We start from the raw sequence: 22,611 nt of genomic DNA, 5'->3' as shown, positions 1-22,611 counted from the left end.
CCATTCTTCCCTTTTTCGTATTATAACATTAGTAATCAATGTTCACTTATATGATACAAGGTAGACGATTCGGTTGTCAATACTTTCTATTCTGATTTTTTCAAACGATAAAACACACGTTAACATGATCCATGCTATAATGGGTTTTGTCTGCCACTTTTTTGAAAATTATAGGAGGCCTTTTCATGGATATCATCAAAAACGGCTCGACCATTCAATCGCTCCAAGTTGGGAACAGTATTCTGGATGCCCTGTCAAAGCAAAGAAGGCCGTTAAAATTCTCCGATATTCAGGAATTAACCGGCATTACAAAAAGCAATTTGTACAAATATTTAAATACATTTGTCCAACTCGGCATTTTATACAAAGATGACGCCGGCCTTTATACATTCGGGCCAAAATTGATTGAATACGGCATGGCTGCAGTGGATCAGGAAAATGTATTGGACAGGGTCGTGCCTTTTCTCGAAAAACTCAATCATGCAACACGCTGCTCCACGCTTTTTGCAGTCTGGACGCCAGAGGGACCGATGATCATCAAACTTGTCAACAGCAATCCGGGGTTTAATATTGGGGCACAAATTGGCACCATTCCACCGCTCGCTTCCGCTGTCGGAAAAATTTTTCTCGCTTTTATGGATCAGGCCACTATCGGGGAGTGGAAGGAGCGGGAATCGGCAAAATTGGACCACAACGTGAAGGCGGATTTGGAAAAAGAAATCCGGTCTGTCCGTAAACAGAAAATCGCCTTTGCGAAAGAGCCGATTTTAACTTCAGTCTCCTCGATCGCCATCCCGGTTTTTAATTATAAGAAAACCTTGCTTGGCGCCATCGCGGTTGTCGGCTTCTCGGAACAGATTCCCTCGGCGGAAGAGGAGGATGCGGTATTTATCACAGACATTAAAAAGACAGGATTTCAAGTGTCACAGGCATTCGGATACAGCGAGGATCCCGTGACCCCTTCCAAATAAAAGCATTCTCCCGGAAAAACACTTGGCTGGTCCAATATGCATGTCAAAATAGCAGGGTAACCCCTGCTATTTTGTTTTTTCTGATTGTTATACAAAATAGACTTGCTATGCGATAAACCTTCAAATATAATCAAAATAGAGAACAGAGTTTTCTATTTTGATAAAAATTGTAAGCGATTTCTGATTTGGGGGGATGTGCAAATATGAATTTTTACCCGTCTTGAGAAAAAAAGCAAACTTTTTCTTGGTTTGGGAATGGGAACGGGCAATAGTGAAAGCAAGACGGGTTTTTCCCGGTAACAGAACACGAAATTTTTTACACGGATAGGGATGAAAGGGAGAAAATGACAATCATGGAGGTCAACAGATGAACAGTGGCACATCACATAAAACGGGCGGAATTTTATCTGTATAAAATGAACAAAATATCGCAGCTCTGTTGCCTGCTGTAAAAGTAGTCACCATGCAAATTGCTGTTCCTTCCATCCCCAAACCAGCACTAGAAATCAGACGAGATAAAAGATATTCCCATCCGGCCCAAGCGGAATATTGCCTGCTTCCAAAATGTCCAGCAAAAAGGAAACCGGGTTTTCCTTTTCTGCCAGTTCATACAAGCAGTAAAGCAAGCTGATGTACAGGGCATGCCCAATCAAAAATTGTACTGTTTCCCGGTCCCCGAAAATGGCAAAAGCCTGATCAAATGTACGGTGAAAAATGGCTTCCGGCATTTTATACACAACGTCTTCCAAAATTTTCCCCTTGCCTTGAGCGTCTATTTTTACTTTTAATTGATCCGGAATGTCTTTTAAAACATTCCATAGCTCACATCCTTCAAATGTAAGCTGTTTAGCCGTATCCCCCAGTTTTTCTTTTGAGATCCACTTCACATCCAGTTTCCGAGTACCGAAACAGGCGGCAAATTCCTTTATTTTCTGCTCCGCATACGGATTCTCCCTACCGGCATTGCTGTACCACGGAACAGAGACAAGGCGTGCAATCATCTCATTTACAGATCGGGCAAGCGATCCGTACTTTTTTTCACTGATGACTTCGGCAACCGTCATGGTGCACACTCCTTTCGCCTGAAGATTTAATATTTTGTTGTCAGTTCTGGCGGTCCGAACTTCGGCCCATATGGCCCCTCGTCCAGCCATCTCCCCATACTCGGCACGACAGAAACGAGCGATGCGGCAATTTCCCGTTTCATATTCATTTCGCGCGAATCCCCTTGCAAATGGTGTAACGCCGTTGAAGAGCCGTCCCGGTTCCAAAGCGCGGCAATTCTGCGTTCCTTGGCAGATGCGGCGATGGCTGCTTTTCTTTCCTCCTCGGAAGAAGCGGAAAGCGCCTTTTCAATGCCGCGGACAGCAATCACGGCATCCGGCACACCGGAATTCAGGCCGCGCGCGCCAAATGGAGCAAACAGGTGGGCAGCTTCTCCTGCCAACAGAACACGGTGGTGCTCGTCCGTAAATGCATTTACGACCACCTGATGGAAACGATACGAAGAAACCCATGTAATGCTGTCTGCATATTTAGGGTCCATCACTTTCGGCATCCATTTTTTTTACATTTTCAACGCCCATGTAATCTTCCGGCTTGTCGGAAGAAAGCAATTGGAGATCAATTCGCCAGCCGTCTTTAAACGGCACAAACATGACATTTCGTCCTCCCATAGCCGGGTGCTGGTAATGGAAAGTCCGTTCTAGTGGAAGTGGATTGTCCGGATCTTCCTTGACATCGACGACAATAAATGTATCCGCTGTCCGTGGTCCTTCAAACCGGAGGCCGGCCTGTTCTCTGACAACCGAGCGTGCGCCATCACAGCCGATCACATATTCCGCCTCCCATACATTGCCGTTTTCCGTTACCAAGCGGACACCGCTTTTTGAAATATCCATGGTTTGGACCGGTTCCCCCCACACAAATTCAACGCCGGCATGTACACACGCCTCATACAGATATTTTTCAATTTCATGCTGGTGGAGCGATGTAAAATGCGGCAGATGATGCGGGTCTTTGTTGTCGGTCACACCGTAGTTGCGCACATACACTTGTTTGCCTTTATAAAGCGTGCGTTTCACCGGCCAAATAATCCCGTTCCGTGCCAATGTAAAACCTAGCCCTTTTGATGTTTCTTCAAGCAATTTTAACGTTGCATTGTGCAAATAGATGGCCCTGCTTCCGGCGCGGGGCCTGCCATACGGTTCTGCTTCAATCACAACAGACGAAATGCCCTTTTCTTTTAAAGCAAGGCCGGCCACCAGTCCGACCGGCCCGGCGCCGACAACAACCACATCCGTTTTTTTCGTTTCTCCCATCGTTGCATGTCTCCTTTTTATCGATTTGAAGTCCCGGCAAGCAATATTTCTTTGATATCTTCAGGAATCGGGAAGGCTTTCGGCTTTTCATTGAAATGGGCCCACGCTCTGATTTCATACCCTTCTGCAACCGGCTGTCCGTCTTTTATAAAGCGGTGGCCGATTTTAAAGACTTTTTTCCGCAGTTCTTGTATTTCGCTTTGCACTTCTACCTCATCCTCAAATAAAAGCGAACTTTTAAACTGGCAGTGGGCTTCGAGAAGTGGGATGATCGTTTGCCGTTCAGCCAATAATCTGGACGATGGAAACCCCGCTGTGGCAAAAAAATGATGTGTCGCTTCATCCATCCATTTGTAAAAATTCGGGTAAAACACAATCCCTGCCGCATCCGTATCGCCCCATTTCACATCAAATCGGTATATGGCCGGCATGGATTCACTTCCTTTCCAGTGATTTTGGATTGCTTTGAACAGCGGTTTTCAGCAGCTGCTCCCGGAGTCTGACTTTTTGAATTTTGCCGCTTGCCGTCGTTGGAAAATCCTGTGTGAACAAAATGCGCTGTGGGACTTTATAAATCGCAATCCACTCTTTCAAATAGGTGAGGATGTCTTCCTCCGAACAATCCGCCCCTTCTTTGAGACGAATGACAGCGCATACAATTTCACCCAGCACTTCATCCGGAAATCCAATTACCGCAGACTCAAGGATATAGGGATGCTTCGACAAGACGGCTTCAATTTCCTGTGGGTAAATATTAAATCCGCCGCGGATAATCATTTCCTTTTTCCGGCCGACAAATTTCAGATAGCCATCCTCATCGAGCATGCCTAAATCTCCTGTATAGAACCAGCCTTCGCTGTCAAGCACCTGGTCCGTCTGTTCCGGCATCTTATAGTACCCTTTCATAACCGCAAAGCTTCTAACAGCAATCTCTCCGACCACACCATGCGGAACCGTCTCCCTTTTGTCATTGACAATCTTCAGTTCGACACCGGGGATTGGCCGGCCAAGTATTTCCAAAATTTTATCTTCATCATCTTCAAAGGTGGTAGAAGTGACAGTCACGGCTTCTGTAATGCCAAAAGACTGATTCAGTTCCATTCCCATTTTCTCCCTGATTTCTTTGACTTTGTTGGGAGGAATAGGGGAGGCACCGACAATCCCGGTTCGAAGCGAAGAAAGATTATAATTTTCCAAATTTTCCACTTCCAATTGTTTCAAAAACATGGTTGGGACCCCTTGCTGAACGGTTATGCTCTCCTGTTCAATCAGTTTCAACGTTTGCTCCGCCCGGAATTTTTCCTGCAACAGGATCCGAGCTCCGGCGGAAATGGCGCAAACCAGGTTAATCGCCAGCCCAAATATGTGGAAAAGCGGGGCTGAGATGATAAAGGCATCCTGATCCGTGCATTTCAAGACGGATGCAATGGTACGGGCAGATTGGACTACTGCCCGGTGTGTGATCATGACACCTTTTGGCTTGCCGGTCGTGCCGGATGTATATAAAATACAAAAGACATCATTATCCGCGTCTATTTTCGTCTTTTGGACGGATCTATAGCTTGCCGCCCCACCGGTATACTCATCAAACGAAGGAAAACCCATCAGCGGGAACCGTACGGTAATGGATTCTTTTACCCATTGTAAAGATTGTTGGAAGCCAAGGTTTTTTTCCAAACTTTCGGAAGCAATTAAAAGAACAGGTGCTGCATTATCGAGAATGTATTCCAACTCATGAGATTTATAAAGCGGATTGATTGGGACAAGAATTGCGCCTATTTTGGCTGCGGCAAAATAGATGACAGCCGCTTCATACCAGTTTGGCAGGCTGACGGCAATCCGGTCACCTTTTTTCACGCCCTTTGCTGCCAGTACATTGGCGAAATGATCTACATCTTGTAAGAGTGCCGAATAAGAAACTCTATTTTTTAGATCATATATCGCTTCTTTTCGCCCGTATTTTTCCGCCGTAAAAACCAATTGTTCGTATACGCTGAAAAGATTCGGATCTTTCTCCACGGCCATCCCCCTGTTCATGTAAAATAAAGAAACCGGCACCATGACAAAAAGTCCGCCATTATGGCCAAACCTTCAAAAAAACAATCGGGATCTGTTTTTGGCCCAATTGTCCGCTTGTGCCTTTCAAAGAGACAAATCATTCCCGCAATGCAAACCAAATGTCTTTGGGGACTCCTGCTAAAGACAAATCGTTGCGGAGCGTCCTTTTGTGCTTCTCAAAAACGCAAATCAAATCTGCAACATAAGCCAAGTGTTTTTTGACCCTCCCAAAAATAGCAGCTGCCTTTTTACGGCCGGCTTGTGCAAGCGTCTGAACCTGTCCTATGCGCTCCTCCTTCAGCTAAAAATTACAAGGCTTCCCAAACTGCTGCGATTCCTTGCCCGCCGCCGATGCACACGGCGGAAGCACCGTACTTTTGTTTTCGCCTGCGCATTTCATATATCAGGGCAGTGGTGATCCTCGTGCCGCTTGCTGCAAGCGGGTGCCCGAGCGCAATCGCACCGCCGTTCACATTCCCCATCTCAAGATCAAAACCGAGTTCTTTCTGGCACGCCAAATACTGTGCAGAGAAGGCTTCATTGATTTCAATTAAATTTAGATCACTTATCGTAAGCTTTGCTTTCTTTAAAGCGTTTCGGATTGCCGGAACCGGGCCAATCCCCATATATTTCGGCTCCACGCCGACAACGTTCCAGGACACAAGGCGGGCAATGGGCTTTAAGCCTTTTTGCCCCGCATAGTCGCTTGATGCCACTACCACTGCACCGGCGCCGTCCACCATCCCGCTTGCATTCCCTGCTGTGACCACGCCGTTTTCTATGAATCTCGGTTTCAGCCGGGCGAGCTGCTCCATGCTCGTGTCGCGGATATGTTCATCGTCTTTCACGACAATGTCCCCTTTCCGCCCTTTTACCGTCACCGGCACAATCTCTTCCTGCAAGTACCCCTTTTCCCGTGCCCGTTTCGCCCGTTCGTGGCTGGAAAGGGCATGCTGGTCGATTTCTTCTCTCGTAATCCCGTATTTTGCCGCCAGGTTCTCGGCCGTTTGTGCCATCGTGCAGTCCCCGTATGTATCATACAGACCGTCCCACAGCCAGTCCTCCACTTTCGGGGAACCGAGCGGGCTGCCCCAGCGCATGCCCCGAATGACATGCGGCACCTGACTCATATTTTCCGTTCCTCCGGCAAGAACGACTTCCGCTTCCCCGGTTAAAATATAACGCGCCGCTGTTACGATCGCTTCAATCCCCGTCCCGCACAGCCGGTTAATCGTAATAGCGGGCACATCAATCGGCGTTCCTGCCTTCAAGCCGACATGCCTTGCGAGCAAATGGGCATCTTTGCTCGATTGCTGTACATTGCCGAAGACGACATGGTCAATTTCTTCAGCTGAAATATTCGATTTTTTAATGGCTTCTTTTGCCGCAATCGCCCCCAGATCGGTGGCCGTGATTTCGCGCAATGAACCCGAAAGCTCTGTAAACGGCGTTCTTGCGCCTTCAAGCAGTACAATATCGGTCATCTGATCCCCCCCTATCTGCCAGAAAAAGCCGGTTTCCTTTTTTCAACAAAAGCGTTTAATCCTTCTTTTCGGTCTTCGGTGGAAAAAGCATTGCCAAAGCAGGCCGCTTCAATCGTAAGCCCGGTTTCTATATCGGTATTCGAGCCGGCATTGACTGCTGTTTTTAGCATTTGCATTGCGACCGGCGGCTTCTGTGCAAGTTTCCGGGCCCACTCTTTCGCTGTATCTAGCACTTCATCTGGCGGTACAACTTTATTCACAATATGCAGCGCAAGCGCACGGTTTGCGTCTATCATCTCCCCGAAGTAGAGCAACTCCTTTGCGACCCCCTGCCCGACGATTTTTTGCAGGCGCTGGGTACCGCCGCCGCCCGGAATAATCCCGAGGCCGGCTTCCGGAAAAGCAAATTTAGCTTTTTCGGAACTGATCCGCAAATCACAGACAAGTGCAAGTTCAAAACCGCCGCCCAATGCAAGGCCGTTTAACGCGGCAATGACCGGTTTCGATGTATTTTCGATTTGGGTAAAAACCGCCCGCGACATTTTATTCATTTTGTTCACACCGACAAGGTCAAGCCCGGCCATTTCATTAATATCGGCGCCGGCCACAAACGCTTTTTCCCCGCTTCCGGTCAGGACAATGGCGCGTACTTCATCGTCTGCATCCAGTTCATGAAAAATATGCGATAACTCCTGGAATACTTGTGTGCTGAGCGGATTGACAGGCGGCCTATTGATTGTGACGACTGCAACCGACTCTTCTTTTTCGCATAGCAAATATTGATGACTCACGCTTTGACCTCCTCTTTGTTGTAATCATAAAATCCCGCGCCAGTCTTTTTCCCGAGCCGGTTCGCTTTTACGAGCTGTTTTAACAAAAGCGGTGGTGCAAAATGCGGGTCGTTCAACTCTTCTTTTAAATAATTCATGACATGGTAGCCGATATCAACGCCGGCAAAATCTTGCAGCGTAAACGGCCCCATCGGATAGTTCAGCCCAAGTTTTACCGCCTTGTCGATATCTTCCGCCGTTGCCACGCCTTCTTCCAAAATTTTAATGGCTTCGATAAATTGCGGAATCATAATGCGGTTGACAATAAAGCCGGGAGAGTCTTTTTTCACCTCCACCGGTTCTTTCGATAGCGATTTGGATAACGTTTTCAATTCTTCCACCGTTTCATCGCTCGTGTTGAAACCCCTAACAACTTCCACGAGTTTCATCAACTGGGCCGGATTGAAAAAATGCATGCCTGCAACGCGATCAGGCCGGGTGGTGGCGGAGGCGATTTCCGTAATCGACATCGAAGACGTATTTGTAGCAAGAATGACATGGTCTGGGACAATCCCGTCAAGCTGCGAGAATACTTGTTTCTTCAATTCCAAGTCTTCAAGGACAGCTTCAATGACAATATCGGCATCTTTCATGTCATCCAGATTGGTTGTCGTCCGGATTCGCGCAAGCGTTTCCTGTTTTTCCGTCTCCGTCATTTTTCCTTTTGCAACACTTTTGGACATAAATTGGTCCATCCTCGCCAAAGCGCCGTCAAGAAAACGGTCTTCAATGTCCCGTAAAATGACCTGGAATCCCTTCATGGCTGCTAAATTGGCAATGCCGGATCCCATTGAACCGGCGCCTACTACCCCAATGGTTTGAATTGACATATTTTTATCTCCCATCCTATTATACTTAACTTTCTGTTAATTCATTGTAAGCCTTTTCGATTTGGATGGGTACCTGCAGACTGTATGGTTTTTTTAAAACTTTTCCTACACTTTGTAGGAGTGTTTCCGCCTTCCAGCGTTCCTGATCGGCTAGGCCGTACTGTCAAAAACAAACCGTTTAAAACGCTTGCCTTTTTGGATCCTTGTCTGTGACAGGTTTTTTCAAAGAAAAAACACCTTTCATCTAAAAAGGTGTCCATCTCTGTTTAAGCGTCTTCATCGGGAAGACGTTTTTTACGATATCCGTACATCTCATATAACTTAAGGGCCATCATCAAATTGAAGCGCGTTTCCGAGTCATTCAGCCTAATGTTCAACAGCGACTCAATTCTTTCAAGCCGGTAGAGCAGCGAGCTTCTGTGCATGAACAACTCCTTTGAGGTGCTGTTGACGTTCCCGTTATTTTTTAAATACACATCCAGTGTGTGGCAAAGATTCATGCTTTTTGAATCAGAATACTCGATTAAAGGACCCAGCTGTTTTCTTAAAAACAAGTCAATGGCAGTGGGGTTGTTCAGATGATGCAGAATGGTATAGGAACCGAGCGCTTCAAAAAAAGCGAATTTTTCCTTTCGCAGGCGAGCCTTTACGACTTTATGCGCCTGCAATGCCTGTTTGAAGCTTTCTTGATAATCTTCTACATTTTGTTTCAGACCCGATTCCCATAAACAGCGCACAGTTTTTCCATTCATCCGCTGCCCAATGTTCCATTTTTTCATGCAAGGCTGGCCAGTCATGCCCTTTTTCGCGTGTTGCCGGGGCAATGACAATAAACATGCCTTCCACGCTTGCCGTTAGGATGTCTTTGTCCCACTCCAGCAATTTTGATTTGATAAAATCCCATATTTGTGCCGTCTGATCTTCCTTTTGTCCGTCCGGCGCAATGGATAGAACAGCAACTCGGTGACTTTTAAATAAATCCCACTGCAAAAAATTGGCATATTGCAGGACGGACTTTTTATTTTTGATTTTACCGGTTAAGATCTGGCTGACAAAACTGTCCTTTTCCTGCTCTTTCGCTTCGAGGACGAGCCGCTGCTTCATAAATTGGATCGAGCATATATTTTTGGACAAATCAACGGTAAGCCGGTCAAATTCATCGAAACCATCCGGATTTCTTCCTATTGCCAAAAATCCGAGCAGGCGGTTTTCAGCGCTGATCCGCCAAAAGGAAAAAACAGATTCATCCGGGTTTTGAACCGTAAATCCATCTTTAAAAGATTTTTTTAGCTTTTTCGCCTCCTGTGCGAGCGCTGTAACGTTAACCGGTTTTTCTGGGCTTATGGTTTGAATGGCAATTGGTTGCATGAACTGATCAAATAACACAATAGAGCTTTTAAAAATTTCCGCGAACGCAAAGAGGATCGCATCGAAACTTTCATTTTTAACGGTTTCTTTGATCAGCTTTTGCTCATAGTCGAGAAGACTGAGCAATCGGTTTTTGCGTTCTTTTTCATTGTTGTAAAGCCGGGCATTTTCAAGCAGGGCTGCAATATATTGGGAAAGAAAGTCCAGCACGGCCAGGTCTTCTTCCGTAAATCGGCCGGAATACTTTTTTTCAATATGCAGCACCCCTACTGTTTTGACGTTCACAACAAGTGGGATAGTCAGCTGGCTGCTTCCCGGTTCTTCAAGATAAGGAAAGGTATCTTTTAAACGGTAATTATCCATCGGAATGATTTTCGGGTAGTCCATCTTCCCGTAGGCCGGGGGTTGAAAAACAAAGCTGTTTTCTTTCTCGCTATAGGCGTAAATGCAGGCAAAATCCGCTTTTGTCCACAGGCCTGCCTTTGAGGTTAAATCCGCAATATAATTTTCGAACGGTTTTTCCAAGGAAAGGCTCTGGCTGATCCACTCCATCCCTTTTATTCTTTTTGATTGCATTTCTTTTTGCTTCACCATTTTTAAAATGACGGCGATGTCTTTTCCAAACTCCTCAAAAGACTGTTCGAGGTCAAGGAGGGGGACATAATGGTCATACCCGAAAATGCAAAGCCCGAACGGATGGTTTTTTTCCGCCAGCGGAACGGTAAACCACGTTTTTGCCCCCATCTCTTTTAATTTGCTGATAAGCAGGCAGTTTTCATCCCCGTCCTTTTGCGAAGTTAAATTCTGGGCCAGCAGTTTCGGCGTACAGCGTCCAACCGGTATCGGGAATGCGGCGGCAATCGAATCCAGTTTTCCGCTCCAGGCCTTGCAGATCAAAGCGTCCGTTTCGATTAATGCAACCCCTACAAAATCAAAGTTTATTGCTGCATGAAAATAATTCGTCAAATATTGAAGCGCTTCTTCTTCCGTATCAAATTGGATTAACTGGCGCGATGTATTTCTTAAATGCTCCTCCACATCTTTCATCAGCCTGTTCAGCTTAATGTCATGCACGATCCTCCCCTCCTTTTGAATTTTCACGGCTCGTTTTTGACGCTTTGTACACATTCAAGCCTTTCCTGTAAAACGCGTGTTCTTTTTGTGCAATACTGTCCCCGACTTTTAACTTTTTGCCGGCTCTTTCGCGATGGAAACGCTAACTTTATTGTATAGAATACCGTGGAGCTTGTCACACCATTATTTATTATCTGAATTTACTGCTAAAAATGAGCAAACGGACAGGGAACCTCTTTTCCCTGCCCATTTTGTGTAAACGGCTAATGTGTCGCTTTTATTTCTGAATCCAACTTTTCCTGCTCCCCGGCATGATCGTGCACCCCATACTTCTCCTGGACGAAAAGCATCGCAAGCCCTCCAAGGACTGCCGCTACGGCAATGGCCGAAAAATTGTATTGCGGAGAAAGCTGCAATGAGAGCAAAAATCCGACAAATGTGGGCGCGATGATTCCTCCTATCCTGCCAAATGCCATTGTGCTGCCTAAAGCGGTTGACCGCATTTGGACAGGATAATATTGCGAAACAAAGGCATTGGATAAATTTTGAACACCTACAGAAGCCGCACCCACGATAGCAATTAAACCGGGTGCAAGAACGGTGCTGTTGCTGAAGCCGATAAAAGAAAGCGACAGTGCGCCGACAAAGAATAAAGGCACAAGCACTTTTTTAAAGCCAAGTTTATCGACGAGCGGTCCGAATACAAGGGTTCCCGCGATGGCTCCAACCTGCATCACAGCGGTAAAAACCAAACTGGAACTTAAATCATAGCCGGCCTGCATCATGAGGCGGGGAAGCCATGTATTCATGGAGTAAATCAATACGAATGCACTGAAGCAGGAAACCCAGAACATGCAAGTACTAAAAGCACGCTTTTGTTCAAACAGCTTGACAACCGGAGAGCCTTTCTCCTTAAACGGAACTTCTTCGTATTGTAAAGAAACTGTCTCATCTAAACTTGGGTTCACTCTCCGCAGAACCTGCCTCACTTTTTCTTCATCCCCTTTTGCTAAAAGAAAACTGATCGATTCCGGGAGATGCTTGATGAAAAATGGCGTTAAAAGAAGCGGCAAGCCCTCTATCCAATAAACCGCTTCCCAACCGGCTATAGGAAGCAATGCCCGTGTTGTTAATGCGGCTGCAATGGCGCCGGCAGAGTAACCGCAAAATACAAAGGACACGACTGCAGACCGGATATATTTCGGGGAAAATTCAGTTGCCAATGCAATAACGTTCGGCATAACCCCTCCCAGGCCGACGCCGGCGAGAATGCGAAATACCGTAAACATTACCGGCCCTTGCGCAAACCCGGATAGAAACATAAACAAACTGAAAAGAACCGTCGTAAAAATAATGACATTCTTCCTACCCATTTTATCCGCAAGAACACCAAACGCGATCGCACCGACTGCTGTCCCGATTACCGTATAGCTGCCAATCGCACCAGCTAAAACATCCGAAATTCCCCATTCTTTGATTAAAGAAGGAACAGTCGCGCCGTATACCACAACGTCATACCCATCAAACATAATGGCAAAAAAAGCCAAAAAACCAGCAATCCGTGAAAAGAGTGGAAACGGCTTTGATCAATAACCCGGTTTGGATTCACAAATTTCATTTTTTACCTCCCAATATAATAGTAAATGCTTATAAAATGCATCGATTCAACTGCCTTTTATTTATTTAATTGAATTTTAACAATTTGTTAAATAAACTTTTACATCTGATTTGTAGGAAATCGTTCCTGCCGTTTTAAACAACTTGTTGGAACCATTAACAGCATTCTCTTTTAGTACCCCTCTAAGAATGCTAAAATAGAGAGAAATAACATCGGCAAAAAGGATGCTTGCCTTATGTCTGAAGCAAAAACAACTGTTAAAATCCAATCCCTCCTTGTTGGTTTTTCTATCATTGATGTGATTGTAAAGCATGGCAAACCGATTAAGTTTAATGAAATTCATGCCCGTACAAATATTACAAAAAGCAATCTGTATAAATACTTAAATACACTGATTTCCATTGGTGCCATTCACCGGAATAAAGAAACCGGGTTATACTCCCCCGGAAGCACATTGATCCAATACGGTATGGCCGCAGTCAACCAGGAAGATATTGTGGCCAAAACTGCATATTATCTTGAAGAAATTAATCATACTTTCGGGGAGACGACTTTGCTGGCCGTATGGACGCATGGCGGCCCGATGATCGTAAAAATGATACACAGCCGGGCCGGACTCAATCTCGGCGGGCAGGTAGGAACCATTCTTCCTGTTCATTCAGCAGCCGGGATGCTTTTTGCCGCCTATAAAAAAGGGCCAATGATTGAAGAATGGATTGGAAAGGGCATTGCCAACATGGTTCCTGATGAGAGGAGTAATCTGAGGGAGAAGCTTAAAGCCATTCAAAAAGAAGGCATTTCATTTGCCAAAGATGCCCTGGCAAAATCAATTTCATCAGCTGCCATTCCAATTTTTAATTACGATCGCCATCTGCTCGGTGCAGTTGTCATTGTTGGTCTTGGGGATACGGTTCCATTACGGGCAGAAGAGGAATCCAGTCGTTACCTTTTGCAAAAAAGCCTTGAAATTTCAGCTGAATTCGGATATGAGTCGGGACAGTCACCAGCGGAGGAATCTTAACCGCAAAAACTTTACGGAATCTATCAGAAAAAGGACCGTCAACTGTGATGTTTTGGCGGCCCTTTATTTTAAATTAAATTGTTACATCCACAGTAAATTCCCCAATCTGCTCAATGCTGATTTTAACGCGGTCCCCTTCCCGGATCGGGCCGACTCCCTCCGGCGTGCCGGTTGCAATAATATCGCCCGGATGAAGGGTCATATGGTCGCAAGCCAGTTCAAAACATTTATAGCAGTCATAGATTAAATATTTCGTGCTGCCGCTCTGGCGCAGTTCATCATTTACCCAAAGTGAAATTGCCAGATCATTGGGATTTTTAATTTCATCCTCCGTCACAATCCAAGGGCCAATCGGGGTAAATGTATCAAACGATTTTCTCCATGTCCGCTCTTCATTTCCGCGGATGGAAATATCCAGCAAAGCAAAATATCCGAAAATATAATCCTTTGCTTCCCTTGCTTTTACATTTTTTGCTTTTTTGCCGACAATGTATCCAAGCTCCGCTTCGTGGTCCGTCCGCCTTTCCGGGAATGGGAGAATTATCGGGTCCGTCGGTCCTGACAGCGATTGCGGAGATTTTAAGAACAAGGACAGCTCTTCAATTGTTCTCGGCGCATTGTTAAATTGGTGGTTCATTTCTTCCTGGTGTTTAAGATAATTTACCGGCGCTGCCCATATCTTCCCTGCTCCCGGCACAGGGCATTTGAGTGTAACCCCATTTAAGGGATAAGAAACACCCGAAGCAATTTCCTGTTCAATATTTTCCTTCCATTCATCATAATGTGCCATGAGTTTGAGGAAGGAAGCATGCGGGTCATTGCGATCCCAATTCGTCACTTTTGAAATATCTGTAATGCGATCCCCTGTTACCGCGCCAAGCAAGTCTTCGTTAAAAATTGCGATTTTCACAAATTTCCGCTCCTCTCAGGCAAGTCCGTCCGGTACGAATTCCCTTTCAATTTCCTGGTGCCCGCCATGCTCTTCGTATGCCTCACTATATTCCAGCTCCAGTTTTTCCATAATCGGTTTGTCATTAAATGAAAAGAGAAGGACATCTGCATTTCCGGTATTCACATGCTCATGAACACTCCATGGTGGCAGAATGAAAAAGTCTCCTTTTTCCCACTCAAATTTCTGGCCGTCTATCACCGTATAACCTTTTCCTTCTAACACATGATAAATTGCACTGTGGACATGGCGGTGCGCTTTCGTCTGCCGGCCGGGGCTGAGTTTTTGCATCATGGTTCCGATGCGCGCATCCGCCGAACCACCCGTTTTCGGATTGATGTATTCAATGGCATAGCCGTCAAAAGGATCCCAGTCTTTTTCCGTCATACAATCCAACAATGCACTTACCTGGTTAAACTTATAGGCAAAAACAGGGGATGGATAATCCGGTGCTGGTTTCTCATGCAGTTTTTTAAACGCGTTCCTTGCAAATTGGCCATTGGAATCACTCTCTGAATCTGCCAGCGGATATGATTCTTCTTCGTACGGTTCAAAGAAAGAGGCAGCCAGCGTACGGACAAGGCCTACATCCAATCCATCCATCCAGATCACCGGCCCAGTCCCCTCATGCCTGTGTTCATGCCATGTCCAAGCCGGTGTCAATACCATGTCGCCACGCTCCATGTAAGCTTTCTCGCCGTTCACTGCCGTATAGGCACCAGTTCCTTCGAGAATAAAACGGATAGCTGACTGGGAATGGTGATGGGACGGGGCATACTCGCCCGGCAGAAGCAGCTGGATCCCGGCATACAATGTATGCGTGCCATAACCAACCAGCCCGCGTTTCAGCAAACTTGGATTCTGCAGATAAACAACACGGCGTTCCGCATCTTTTCCCGGTTCCACCAATTCACCGGACTGAAGCACATAATCTTTTATCGTCTGCCATTTCCATAAATAAGATTCAACCTCATGTACCGGTTCCTTTGTGACCATATGTCCCAGATCAAACCATAAAGGGCCAAGATTGTGTTTTTTTAATCCTTCATAAAACTGATTTGCTTTTCCATGCACCTTACTTTCAACCATCCGCCCCACTCCTTTTTCTATATAGTTAATTTAATTATCTATACAGATCTTATTTGATGATATAAATCCTGTCAACTATTTTATTTTATTTTTCTAAAAATTTTTAAGTAAAAAGCCTGCTGGCATCATGTATGCAGGCAGACAGGGCTTTTTCACAATATCAAATGCAGAATTTTTGGCATGGATAGCCGGCCCGAAAATAAGTAAAATCTACGGAACGCAGCATCCGTTCTTTCTAAAACGCATGGAACGGCTGGATAATCTTCTCCGCAACTTTCCAGCATATCCATTTCATTAGACACATCTTTCACGCCTGCAGCCGCCTTAAGCAATCATGTCAAATAAAAAGGGGTTCCAGTTGATGAGAGTACGCTCCCTTCCCCCCAGACTTCTCTTATATACACCTGAGAGTTTAGAAAATTTCATATTTTATGCATCCAGCTGAACCGAGTCCCAACAAAATATCGGAATCACTTACAAAATTACACCAATCTTTAACATTTTCTCCTATATCGCTTTGCTACAATTAAAGTAGGATAAATATTTGGAAGAATTCAAAAGGGAGGGGTCAAAATGAATGCTGCCAACCAGCAAACGAAGAAGATGAAATGGCAATGGGTTTGGATCGCTGCTGCTTTTGCCGCTCTGATTGCGATTACGCTTCTCCCCCACATGAAAGGCCTGCCGATAGCCGGCCAACGTGCACTCGCCATCCTCGCCTTTGCCCTGATATTATGGGTGACAGAGGCTGTTTCCTACCAGGTTAGTGCCGCCATGATTGTTGGTTTAATTGCCCTCTTAATCGGACTTGCGCCAAGTATCCAGGATCCTTCACAAATGACGGGAACAGGCAATGCCCTGGCCATGGCCCTCAGTGGATTCAGCAGCTCTGCCGTTGCTCTTGTAGCCGCAGCCTTATTTCTGGCTGCTGCCATGCAGGTGACCAATCTTCATAAACGGCTTGCCCTCTGGATCTTGTCCCGCGTCGGCACGAAAACGAGTAACCTCGTCTTTGGCGCTATCCTTGTTTCCATCGTATTGGCATTTTTTGTTCCAAGCGCCACTGCCCGCGCCGGTGCCGTGGTCCCGATTTTACTCGGAATGGTAGCCGCATTCGGGCTGCCGAATAACAGCAAACTCGGCGCATTGCTGGTGATTACTTCCGTTCAGGCAGTTTCCATTTGGAACATCGGCATCAAAACGGCGGCCGCCCAGAATATGGTTGCACTCGGGTTTATTCAGAAAGAATTTGAAACGGACATTACATGGAGTTCCTGGTTTTTATATGCGGCTCCGTGGGCATTCATCATGTCCATCCTTTTGTTTTTCGTGATGACCCACTTAATTAAGCCGGAAACAAAAGCCCTTGAGGCAGGAAAAGATTTAATCGAAAATCAATTAAAAGAACTTGGCCATTTAAAAGCTTCTGAGATCCGTTTAATCGTGATTTCCTTGCTTTTATTGCTTTTCTGGACGACGGAAGGAAAACTTCATCCGTTTGATACGACCACTGTCACAATTATCGCGATTGGGATTTTACTGGCACCAAAGATCGGGGTTTTTGATTGGAAATCAGTTGAACATCTTATTCCGTGGGGAACCGTGATTGTGTTTGCAGTCGGCATTTCGCTCGGTACGGTTTTGCTGGACACCCATGGGGCACAATGGCTGTCTAACAAGATATTCGGCTCGCTCGGTCTGGAAACGATGCCGCTCATTGCTACGATTGCCCTTGTATCTTTGTTCAATATCCTGATCCATCTCGGCTTTGCAAGTGCGACCAGCCTGTCTTCAGCGCTGATTCCGATCTTTATTGCCCTCACTTCCACGATCCATCTGGGTGACAACCAAATCGGTTTCGTCCTGATCCAGCAATTTGTCATCAGCATCGGCTTCCTGCTTCCGGTCAACTCACCGCAAGGAATGCTCGCATACGGGACAGGCGCTTTTACGGCAAAAGATTTTCTGAAATCAGGCCTGCCATTGACCATTATCGGTTATCTATTAATCTTATTGTTCAGCATGACATACTGGAAATGGGTCGGATTGCTATAAGCAAGCTCTTTAATATGTAGACGAATGGGGATGGTGAAATGGACAGCAACCGGGATCTCATTTTGGAAAAAATCAGGAATAACCAAGCATGGTATGAATACGGTACTGCCCGGTTCAAAAGGATTTTGTCAGAGAATAAAGGAAAGATGCAGGCGGATGGCACGCATTATTATGATGAAAAAACAGACCGGCTTGAGCAACAGCGTTATTACCGGAAAGCCCGAAAGCACCCTGCATCTGGCCCGGCGTTATTTGCACTTTACCATGATCTCGTGCAAAAAACGCACAAAAACCGGCTGCCGTACCATGTCAGCAAAAACCAGTATTTGGTACATGTGTGGGCCTGCATCCGGACCATGAACGGCCGCACAGCTCATTTTTTGCCTAAAAAAACAGGGGTTTTCTGGCCCCTGTTCTGCTTTTACTTCCCAATCCCCTTTATCTCCATTGCCTTCACTGGTAAAAAGGTTTCGCCGGTACTGAGGTAAGTCACTTTCACCTGATCTCCTTCTTTCAAATAAATGGCCATTGGGACGGTATCCGAGCTGACGGTAAAGTTTTGGCCGCTAGCAAGCAGGAAGGAGACACTGGTATAATCGCCCGTTTTTTCTTTATATACACGGAGCACCTTGCCGGAGACGGTTTTCGTTTCCGAACCCGATGAGCCGTCAACACTGCTGCCGCCGCGCCGGAGGGCAATTTTATACAACTTAAGCGCAGCATCGGGTGTCGAAGCATTCACCGAGATTTCCGGATTGGCCGCGGAAACGATAAAATACGTCTGCAGAAAACCGTTGGAGTCAAGCACAGGCGTCAGCCAGCTGGCTTCTCCGTAAAAATTGTACAAAATCGGCATCGAGCCTTTCCATTTCTTCTCGATAAATTTTTTCTCGACAATTTGCAAATTGCCTTGCGAATCCATATACGATTCCTGCAAATTACCTGTATAATATGTAGCCTTCCCGGTCCGCGCGTTTGTAAGCGAATAGCCAAGCATCGAGTCCACATCTTTTTTCGGGCTGGTAAAATCGGTAAAATAATACATCGTCCCTTTATCATCAAAAATCGGGCTGACATTTGCTTCTGTTCCTTCATCCGTTGGGAGTTTCACATCCCGCTTGCCGAACAGAGTGTTCCAGTAACCGTGGACAAATTTGCCGAAATAACTGTTTTGCAGGCTGACGGCTTCCGGAGAAACAGCACCGTCAATAAAAGCAGGCGCCTGTTTTAAAGAATAGGACTTCATGGCCCCTGATTCCGGATCCACAAGTACAATGCCTTCCGCCTTAAATCCGTTCCTTGCCGATATAAAATGGCCGTAAGTCCGGATATAATACGATTTGCCGTGATCATCCACTTCCACTTGCGGCTCGCCGTAAAAAATCTTTTTCGGATAATGGAGGCGAATGTGGCGGGACAGGTTCTTCTGTAAGAAAGAAGAAGGCGTATAGCGCATATTTTGCTTTACAAATTTTGGATTGTCATCCGCATCTGTTGCGCTCATCACAAAATATCCGGGTGTTTCCCTGCCTTTTAGCCATTTAAAAAATCCGGAAAATTCCACCGGCGCAATATAAACGTATTTGCCGTTCACTTTCTGGATTTGCAGATTTCCCAACTGGTAATAACTTGCATTCGGAACCTGGCCGAATGACTTCTTCATTTTATTGCGCGCAAACTTCGGCGGCACGCTCGCCGGTGTTTCCCGCTCATCAAACGGCTCAATTTCCGTTTTTTGCGCCATTTTCGCTGTGTGATATTTTTCCCCGGCATTCCAAAGCGGCGCTGTCAGCATATACCCGGCGATGCCCAAGGAAACGAGCAAAACGAGCCCCTTTGCGAACTGTTCTTTTCCACTGGCGAGAAAAGCACCGGCAAGAGAAGCAAAAAACAGTGCCGGCCAGAAAACGGATGGATTCAAATCCCTTTTCGTCACGTAGAAAAAAACAGCAGAAAGCACCCACAGCAACAGAAATAAAGATAAAAATGTCTTCAATTTTTCTCCACTTTGCGGCTCGCCGGCATGTTTCAATTTTTTATCTGAAAAAGGAAATACCAGCACCGCGGCAACCATCGCAAAAATGGCCGTAAAAATGATGAGTAACCCCACATCAACCACCCTTTCTGATCATCTATACGAAAAACCAGAAAAGAAGTTTCATTAAAATAGAAGATGGATGGCATGCGGGGGAGGAATTTCGAGACGGATGTTGTAAATCTCCAGTTTTAAGTCCCTCTGTTTTCCGCTTCTGATCGCAAAATGGATCTCGTGCAGTACAGGCAAAAAACCGACACTCAATCCATGCGGCCTGACAGCAGTAAAACAGCCAGCCAGATCGTCCATAAAAAGACCGGTCCTACCGTAACCGGAATCACGAAATAGCCGAAGTCAAAATGCAGACACGTGATGATGATGCCGAAAAAGGCGAGCAGACTGGACCATCGGGCAGAGGCAGAAAACCATTTCGGAAAGGTGCCGCCGGACTGTTTCATCGCCATGCCATAGCAGAAAATGCCGATCCAGCTGCAGGCAAAAGCGAAATAGCCGGACAACAGCCCGAAAGAAAAAACCGCTTCCCACACTTTGACATCTGTGCCTTTATTTCCGAGAATCGGGAGAATGGTTAATTCCGAGGCAAGGATCAATATCCAGATCGCCAGTGCCACAAATATCATCCCTGCGCCGAAATCGGCAGTTTTATTGTTCCTTGCCATGTATGTTTTACTTGCAGCAAGCCCGGCCAGCCACAAGCTGATCGCAATAAGCATGAGGATATGGTCGCCTATCCAAAACTGTGCATGCTTGAACGCGTGATAATCTTTTTGAAGGTCATAAGGGTCGACAAGTGGCGGATGCAAAATCGTAGCGACAAGCATCAAAATTGCACCAAGCAAAATGAGCCAACCTTCCGGGCGTACTTTTTTAAATAGATTCATCGTAAGCCTCCGCATTTAGGGTACTTTCCATTATTTTCCCCTTCGTGGCTTTGCTTCAAACCCGGCCCCCGTTATATAAATTGAACTTAAGTTTTTACATCAAGCCCGAGCATCCATTTGCATGAGAACTACTTTTGCGGCAGGCAACAGAACGGCAATATTTTGTTCATTATTCCTTCACATAGACGCGCTCTATGTGAAGGAAGGCCTCCATTTTTCTGCGCTTTCTTAACATAGAAAGGCTCTACGTAATGGAAGACCTTTGTTTTTGCTTGCTTCCTTAACGTAGACGCACTCTATGTGAAGGAAGACCCTCAATTTTCCGCGCTTCCTTAACTTAGACACGTTCTATGTGAAGAAAGACCTTCGTTTTTCCACGCTTCCTTGACGTAGAAGCACTCTATGTTAAGAAAGCCTTCGTTTTTTTCTTGCTTCCTCAACATAGACGCACCCTACGTGAAGGAAGACCTACGTTTTTCCGCGCTTCCTTAACATAGACGCACTCTATGTGAAGGAAGACCCTCAATTTTCCGTGCTTCCTTAACTTAGACACGTTCTATGTGAAGGAAGACCTTCATTTTTCCGTGCTTCCTTAACATAGACGGCCTCTATGTGAAGGAAGACCTTCATTTTTCCGCGCTTCCTTAACGTAGAGGCGCTCTAGGTGAAGGAAGGCCTTCATTTTTTCTTGCTTCCTTAACGTAGACAGGCTCTACGTGAAGGAAGACCGTCTTTCTTCCGCGCTTCCTTAACATAGACGCACTCTAGGTGAAGAAAGACCGTCATTTTGTGCGCTTCCTTAATGTAGGCGGACTCTACGTGAAGGAAGTTCGTCTTTTTCTCAAGCTCCCTTTACGTAGACGGGCTCTAGGTGAAGAAAGACCTTTGTTTTTGCTTGCTTCCTTTACATAGACGGCCTCTATATGAAGAAAGACCTTCGTTTTTCCAAGCTTCCTTAACATAGAGCAGACTCGGATTCGTTCAGCAAGCCCTATTTATAAAGCAGGCGTTGATTTCCCATCAAAGACAAAAAGGAAAGCGATGCCTGCTCGCGGCACCGCCCCTCCTTCAAATCGGATTTTTTAATGGAAGCCTGACATGTTAGCAGCAGTAATCGATCAACTCCCGCTAAACACGGCTTTCTCATCCCTTTTTACTGCGCGATTACAAATCTATTTTCTTCTCAATCAAATACCCCGTTCCTAAAAATAAAGCGATCATTAACGCCAAATGATAAACAGAGGATGCGATATTTGTGGCGACATACCTTGAAACTGCATTCAAGTACAACCCACCGATATGATAATGCATCTGAAGAAGATCATCGTAGGAAGCGGGAGTTACCACATGAAAGGTGCTCAGATTTAAATAATACGGTATCCACTGGCTGATTTCGGTGTCAATATAGCCGAATACGCCGCTTAAAATGATAAACAAGACGAACCACAAACAGCCAATCTTTTTATGGCGGAACGTTACTTTGCTGAGTGCCATTGAAAAATAGATCAGCAATAACACACTGACAACGCTAAAAACCATAGATAATGTCATGTAAATGCACGCTTTTATGGATAGAACTTTTGAGATCGCAGAGAAAAGTTTTGATATGTGATCAATATGGAATGGGCTGAAAATCATCACCATTAAGAAGTTGAATAGCACAACGCCAATGCCTAACACCATAAACCAAAACAAAGCAGCGATGAGTTTAGATCCAAGAATTTGATTTCCTGTCAACGGCAATGTAAAGGTAAGGTAGCCACTGTCTTCATACAATTCTTTTCGAAACGAGCCGACGATGTAGAGGAATGCAATGAGAGCCGCACCAAATAATAGCATAACGCCAATCGGCATAAAGATTTGCACTGAATGGAACAGCGAGCCTTCCTTATTAGAATAGGCGTACATGGCGGTTAAAAGGATGAACACCAAAGCCATTATGCCCAAAATAAACTTGTACGTTCCTCTTATTTCATACTTTACATATTTCAACATCCGGTTTCCCT

The 22,611-nt window shown here is 45.6% G+C and carries 17 protein-coding genes and 2 pseudogenes; 4 read left to right on the top strand and 15 right to left on the bottom strand.

Features of this window, described 5'->3' with window-relative positions; all coding sequences use genetic code 11:
* Positions 1-185: 185 nt before the first annotated feature.
* Entirely contained in the window at positions 186-971 is a 786-nt protein-coding gene (locus BCOA_RS25385) for an IclR family transcriptional regulator (RefSeq protein ID WP_014096879.1), read from the top strand.
* Between the two features lie 506 nt (positions 972-1,477).
* On the opposite strand, the gene BCOA_RS25380 is transcribed toward BCOA_RS25385, so the two are convergent.
* From BCOA_RS25380 to BCOA_RS25340, 10 genes and pseudogenes are all read right to left on the bottom strand, one after another.
* Positions 1,478-2,035, bottom strand: coding sequence for a hypothetical protein (locus tag BCOA_RS25380; RefSeq protein ID WP_014096878.1), 558 nt, complete (start codon positions 2,033-2,035; stop codon positions 1,478-1,480).
* A 26-nt stretch (positions 2,036-2,061) separates the two neighbouring features.
* Positions 2,062-3,292 (bottom strand): annotated as a pseudogene (locus BCOA_RS25375) (FAD-dependent monooxygenase).
* A 17-nt stretch (positions 3,293-3,309) separates the two neighbouring features.
* Complete coding sequence (locus tag BCOA_RS25370; RefSeq protein ID WP_014096877.1) at positions 3,310-3,723, bottom strand: acyl-CoA thioesterase; 414 nt, start codon at positions 3,721-3,723, stop codon at positions 3,310-3,312.
* A gap of 4 nt (positions 3,724-3,727) precedes the next feature.
* Positions 3,728-5,317, bottom strand: coding sequence for a class I adenylate-forming enzyme family protein (locus BCOA_RS25365; protein ID WP_041818275.1), 1,590 nt, complete (start codon positions 5,315-5,317; stop codon positions 3,728-3,730).
* A gap of 341 nt (positions 5,318-5,658) precedes the next feature.
* The gene (locus BCOA_RS25360) at positions 5,659-6,834 is read right to left on the bottom strand and encodes an acetyl-CoA C-acetyltransferase (protein ID WP_014096875.1); all 1,176 of its coding nucleotides are present in this window, start codon (positions 6,832-6,834) and stop codon (positions 5,659-5,661) included.
* An 11-nt stretch (positions 6,835-6,845) separates the two neighbouring features.
* The gene (locus BCOA_RS25355; protein WP_014096874.1) at positions 6,846-7,625 is read right to left on the bottom strand and encodes an enoyl-CoA hydratase/isomerase family protein; all 780 of its coding nucleotides are present in this window, start codon (positions 7,623-7,625) and stop codon (positions 6,846-6,848) included.
* Complete coding sequence (locus tag BCOA_RS25350; protein ID WP_014096873.1) at positions 7,622-8,494, bottom strand: 3-hydroxyacyl-CoA dehydrogenase family protein; 873 nt, start codon at positions 8,492-8,494, stop codon at positions 7,622-7,624. Before BCOA_RS25350 ends, BCOA_RS25355 begins: the two co-directional genes overlap by 4 nt.
* A 266-nt stretch (positions 8,495-8,760) precedes the next feature.
* Positions 8,761-9,231 (bottom strand): helix-turn-helix domain-containing protein, encoded by a 471-nt coding sequence (locus BCOA_RS35650; protein WP_307190092.1) that lies wholly within the window; start codon positions 9,229-9,231, stop codon positions 8,761-8,763.
* Positions 9,149-10,936: a PucR family transcriptional regulator gene (locus BCOA_RS25345; RefSeq protein WP_307190091.1), complete on the bottom strand. Its 1,788-nt coding sequence runs from the start codon at positions 10,934-10,936 to the stop codon at positions 9,149-9,151. Before BCOA_RS25345 ends, BCOA_RS35650 begins: the two co-directional genes overlap by 83 nt.
* A 263-nt stretch (positions 10,937-11,199) precedes the next feature.
* Positions 11,200-12,554: pseudogene (locus BCOA_RS25340) on the bottom strand (MFS transporter).
* Positions 12,555-12,789: 235 nt separating this feature from the next.
* Here BCOA_RS25340 and BCOA_RS25335 point away from each other — a divergent pair.
* Positions 12,790-13,575 carry an IclR family transcriptional regulator gene (locus tag BCOA_RS25335; RefSeq protein ID WP_014096871.1) on the top strand — a complete coding sequence of 262 codons (786 nt, stop codon included), beginning with the start codon at positions 12,790-12,792 and terminating at the stop codon, positions 13,573-13,575.
* A 73-nt stretch (positions 13,576-13,648) separates the two neighbouring features.
* On the opposite strand, the gene BCOA_RS25330 is transcribed toward BCOA_RS25335, so the two are convergent.
* A complete protein-coding gene (locus tag BCOA_RS25330) occupies positions 13,649-14,485 on the bottom strand; it encodes a fumarylacetoacetate hydrolase family protein (RefSeq protein WP_014096870.1) in 837 nt (278 codons plus the stop codon).
* Between the two features lie 15 nt (positions 14,486-14,500).
* The gene (locus BCOA_RS25325; protein ID WP_014096869.1) at positions 14,501-15,613 is read right to left on the bottom strand and encodes a cupin domain-containing protein; all 1,113 of its coding nucleotides are present in this window, start codon (positions 15,611-15,613) and stop codon (positions 14,501-14,503) included.
* Between the two features lie 573 nt (positions 15,614-16,186).
* Here BCOA_RS25325 and BCOA_RS25320 point away from each other — a divergent pair.
* Both BCOA_RS25320 and BCOA_RS25315 read left to right on the top strand, forming a co-directional pair.
* Entirely contained in the window at positions 16,187-17,668 is a 1,482-nt protein-coding gene (locus BCOA_RS25320; RefSeq protein WP_014096868.1) for a DASS family sodium-coupled anion symporter, read from the top strand.
* 38 nt (positions 17,669-17,706) lie between these two features.
* Positions 17,707-18,156 carry a hypothetical protein gene (locus BCOA_RS25315; RefSeq protein WP_014096867.1) on the top strand — a complete coding sequence of 150 codons (450 nt, stop codon included), beginning with the start codon at positions 17,707-17,709 and terminating at the stop codon, positions 18,154-18,156.
* Here the strand turns inward: BCOA_RS25315 and BCOA_RS25310 are convergent.
* From BCOA_RS25310 to BCOA_RS25300, 3 genes are all read right to left on the bottom strand, one after another.
* Positions 18,090-19,778: a hypothetical protein gene (locus BCOA_RS25310; protein WP_014096866.1), complete on the bottom strand. Its 1,689-nt coding sequence runs from the start codon at positions 19,776-19,778 to the stop codon at positions 18,090-18,092. The genes BCOA_RS25315 and BCOA_RS25310 overlap by 67 nt on opposite strands.
* A gap of 185 nt (positions 19,779-19,963) precedes the next feature.
* The gene (locus tag BCOA_RS35555) at positions 19,964-20,605 is read right to left on the bottom strand and encodes a hypothetical protein (RefSeq protein ID WP_014096864.1); all 642 of its coding nucleotides are present in this window, start codon (positions 20,603-20,605) and stop codon (positions 19,964-19,966) included.
* 1,164 nt (positions 20,606-21,769) lie between these two features.
* Positions 21,770-22,600 (bottom strand): membrane protein, encoded by an 831-nt coding sequence (locus tag BCOA_RS25300; protein ID WP_014096863.1) that lies wholly within the window; start codon positions 22,598-22,600, stop codon positions 21,770-21,772.
* Between the last annotated feature and the right edge of the window lie 11 nt (positions 22,601-22,611).

This window comes from Heyndrickxia coagulans 36D1 (genome assembly GCF_000169195.2).
In the GTDB taxonomy this organism is placed as follows: Bacteria; Bacillota; Bacilli; order Bacillales; family Bacillaceae_C; genus Weizmannia; species Weizmannia faecalis.
This window is presented reverse-complemented; position numbering and strand designations above follow the sequence as displayed.

Bases quoted from the DNA above. Each gene is read 5' to 3' on its own strand.
- BCOA_RS25370 (WP_014096877.1), bottom strand. From the start codon at position 3,723: ATGCCGGCCATATACCGATTTGATGTGAAATGGGGCGATACGGATGCG.
- BCOA_RS25380 (WP_014096878.1), bottom strand. From the start codon at position 2,035: ATGACGGTTGCCGAAGTCATCAGTGAAAAAAAGTACGGATCGCTTGCC.
- BCOA_RS25350 (WP_014096873.1), bottom strand. From the start codon at position 8,494: ATGTCAATTCAAACCATTGGGGTAGTAGGCGCCGGTTCAATGGGATCC.
- BCOA_RS25320 (WP_014096868.1), top strand. From the start codon at position 16,187: ATGAATGCTGCCAACCAGCAAACGAAGAAGATGAAATGGCAATGGGTT.
- BCOA_RS25360 (WP_014096875.1), bottom strand. From the start codon at position 6,834: ATGACCGATATTGTACTGCTTGAAGGCGCAAGAACGCCGTTTACAGAG.
- BCOA_RS25325 (WP_014096869.1), bottom strand. From the start codon at position 15,613: ATGGTTGAAAGTAAGGTGCATGGAAAAGCAAATCAGTTTTATGAAGGA.
- BCOA_RS25315 (WP_014096867.1), top strand. From the start codon at position 17,707: ATGGACAGCAACCGGGATCTCATTTTGGAAAAAATCAGGAATAACCAA.
- BCOA_RS25365 (WP_041818275.1), bottom strand. From the start codon at position 5,317: ATGGCCGTGGAGAAAGATCCGAATCTTTTCAGCGTATACGAACAATTG.
- BCOA_RS25335 (WP_014096871.1), top strand. From the start codon at position 12,790: ATGTCTGAAGCAAAAACAACTGTTAAAATCCAATCCCTCCTTGTTGGT.
- BCOA_RS25385 (WP_014096879.1), top strand. From the start codon at position 186: ATGGATATCATCAAAAACGGCTCGACCATTCAATCGCTCCAAGTTGGG.
- BCOA_RS35555 (WP_014096864.1), bottom strand. From the start codon at position 20,605: ATGAATCTATTTAAAAAAGTACGCCCGGAAGGTTGGCTCATTTTGCTT.
- BCOA_RS25300 (WP_014096863.1), bottom strand. From the start codon at position 22,600: ATGTTGAAATATGTAAAGTATGAAATAAGAGGAACGTACAAGTTTATT.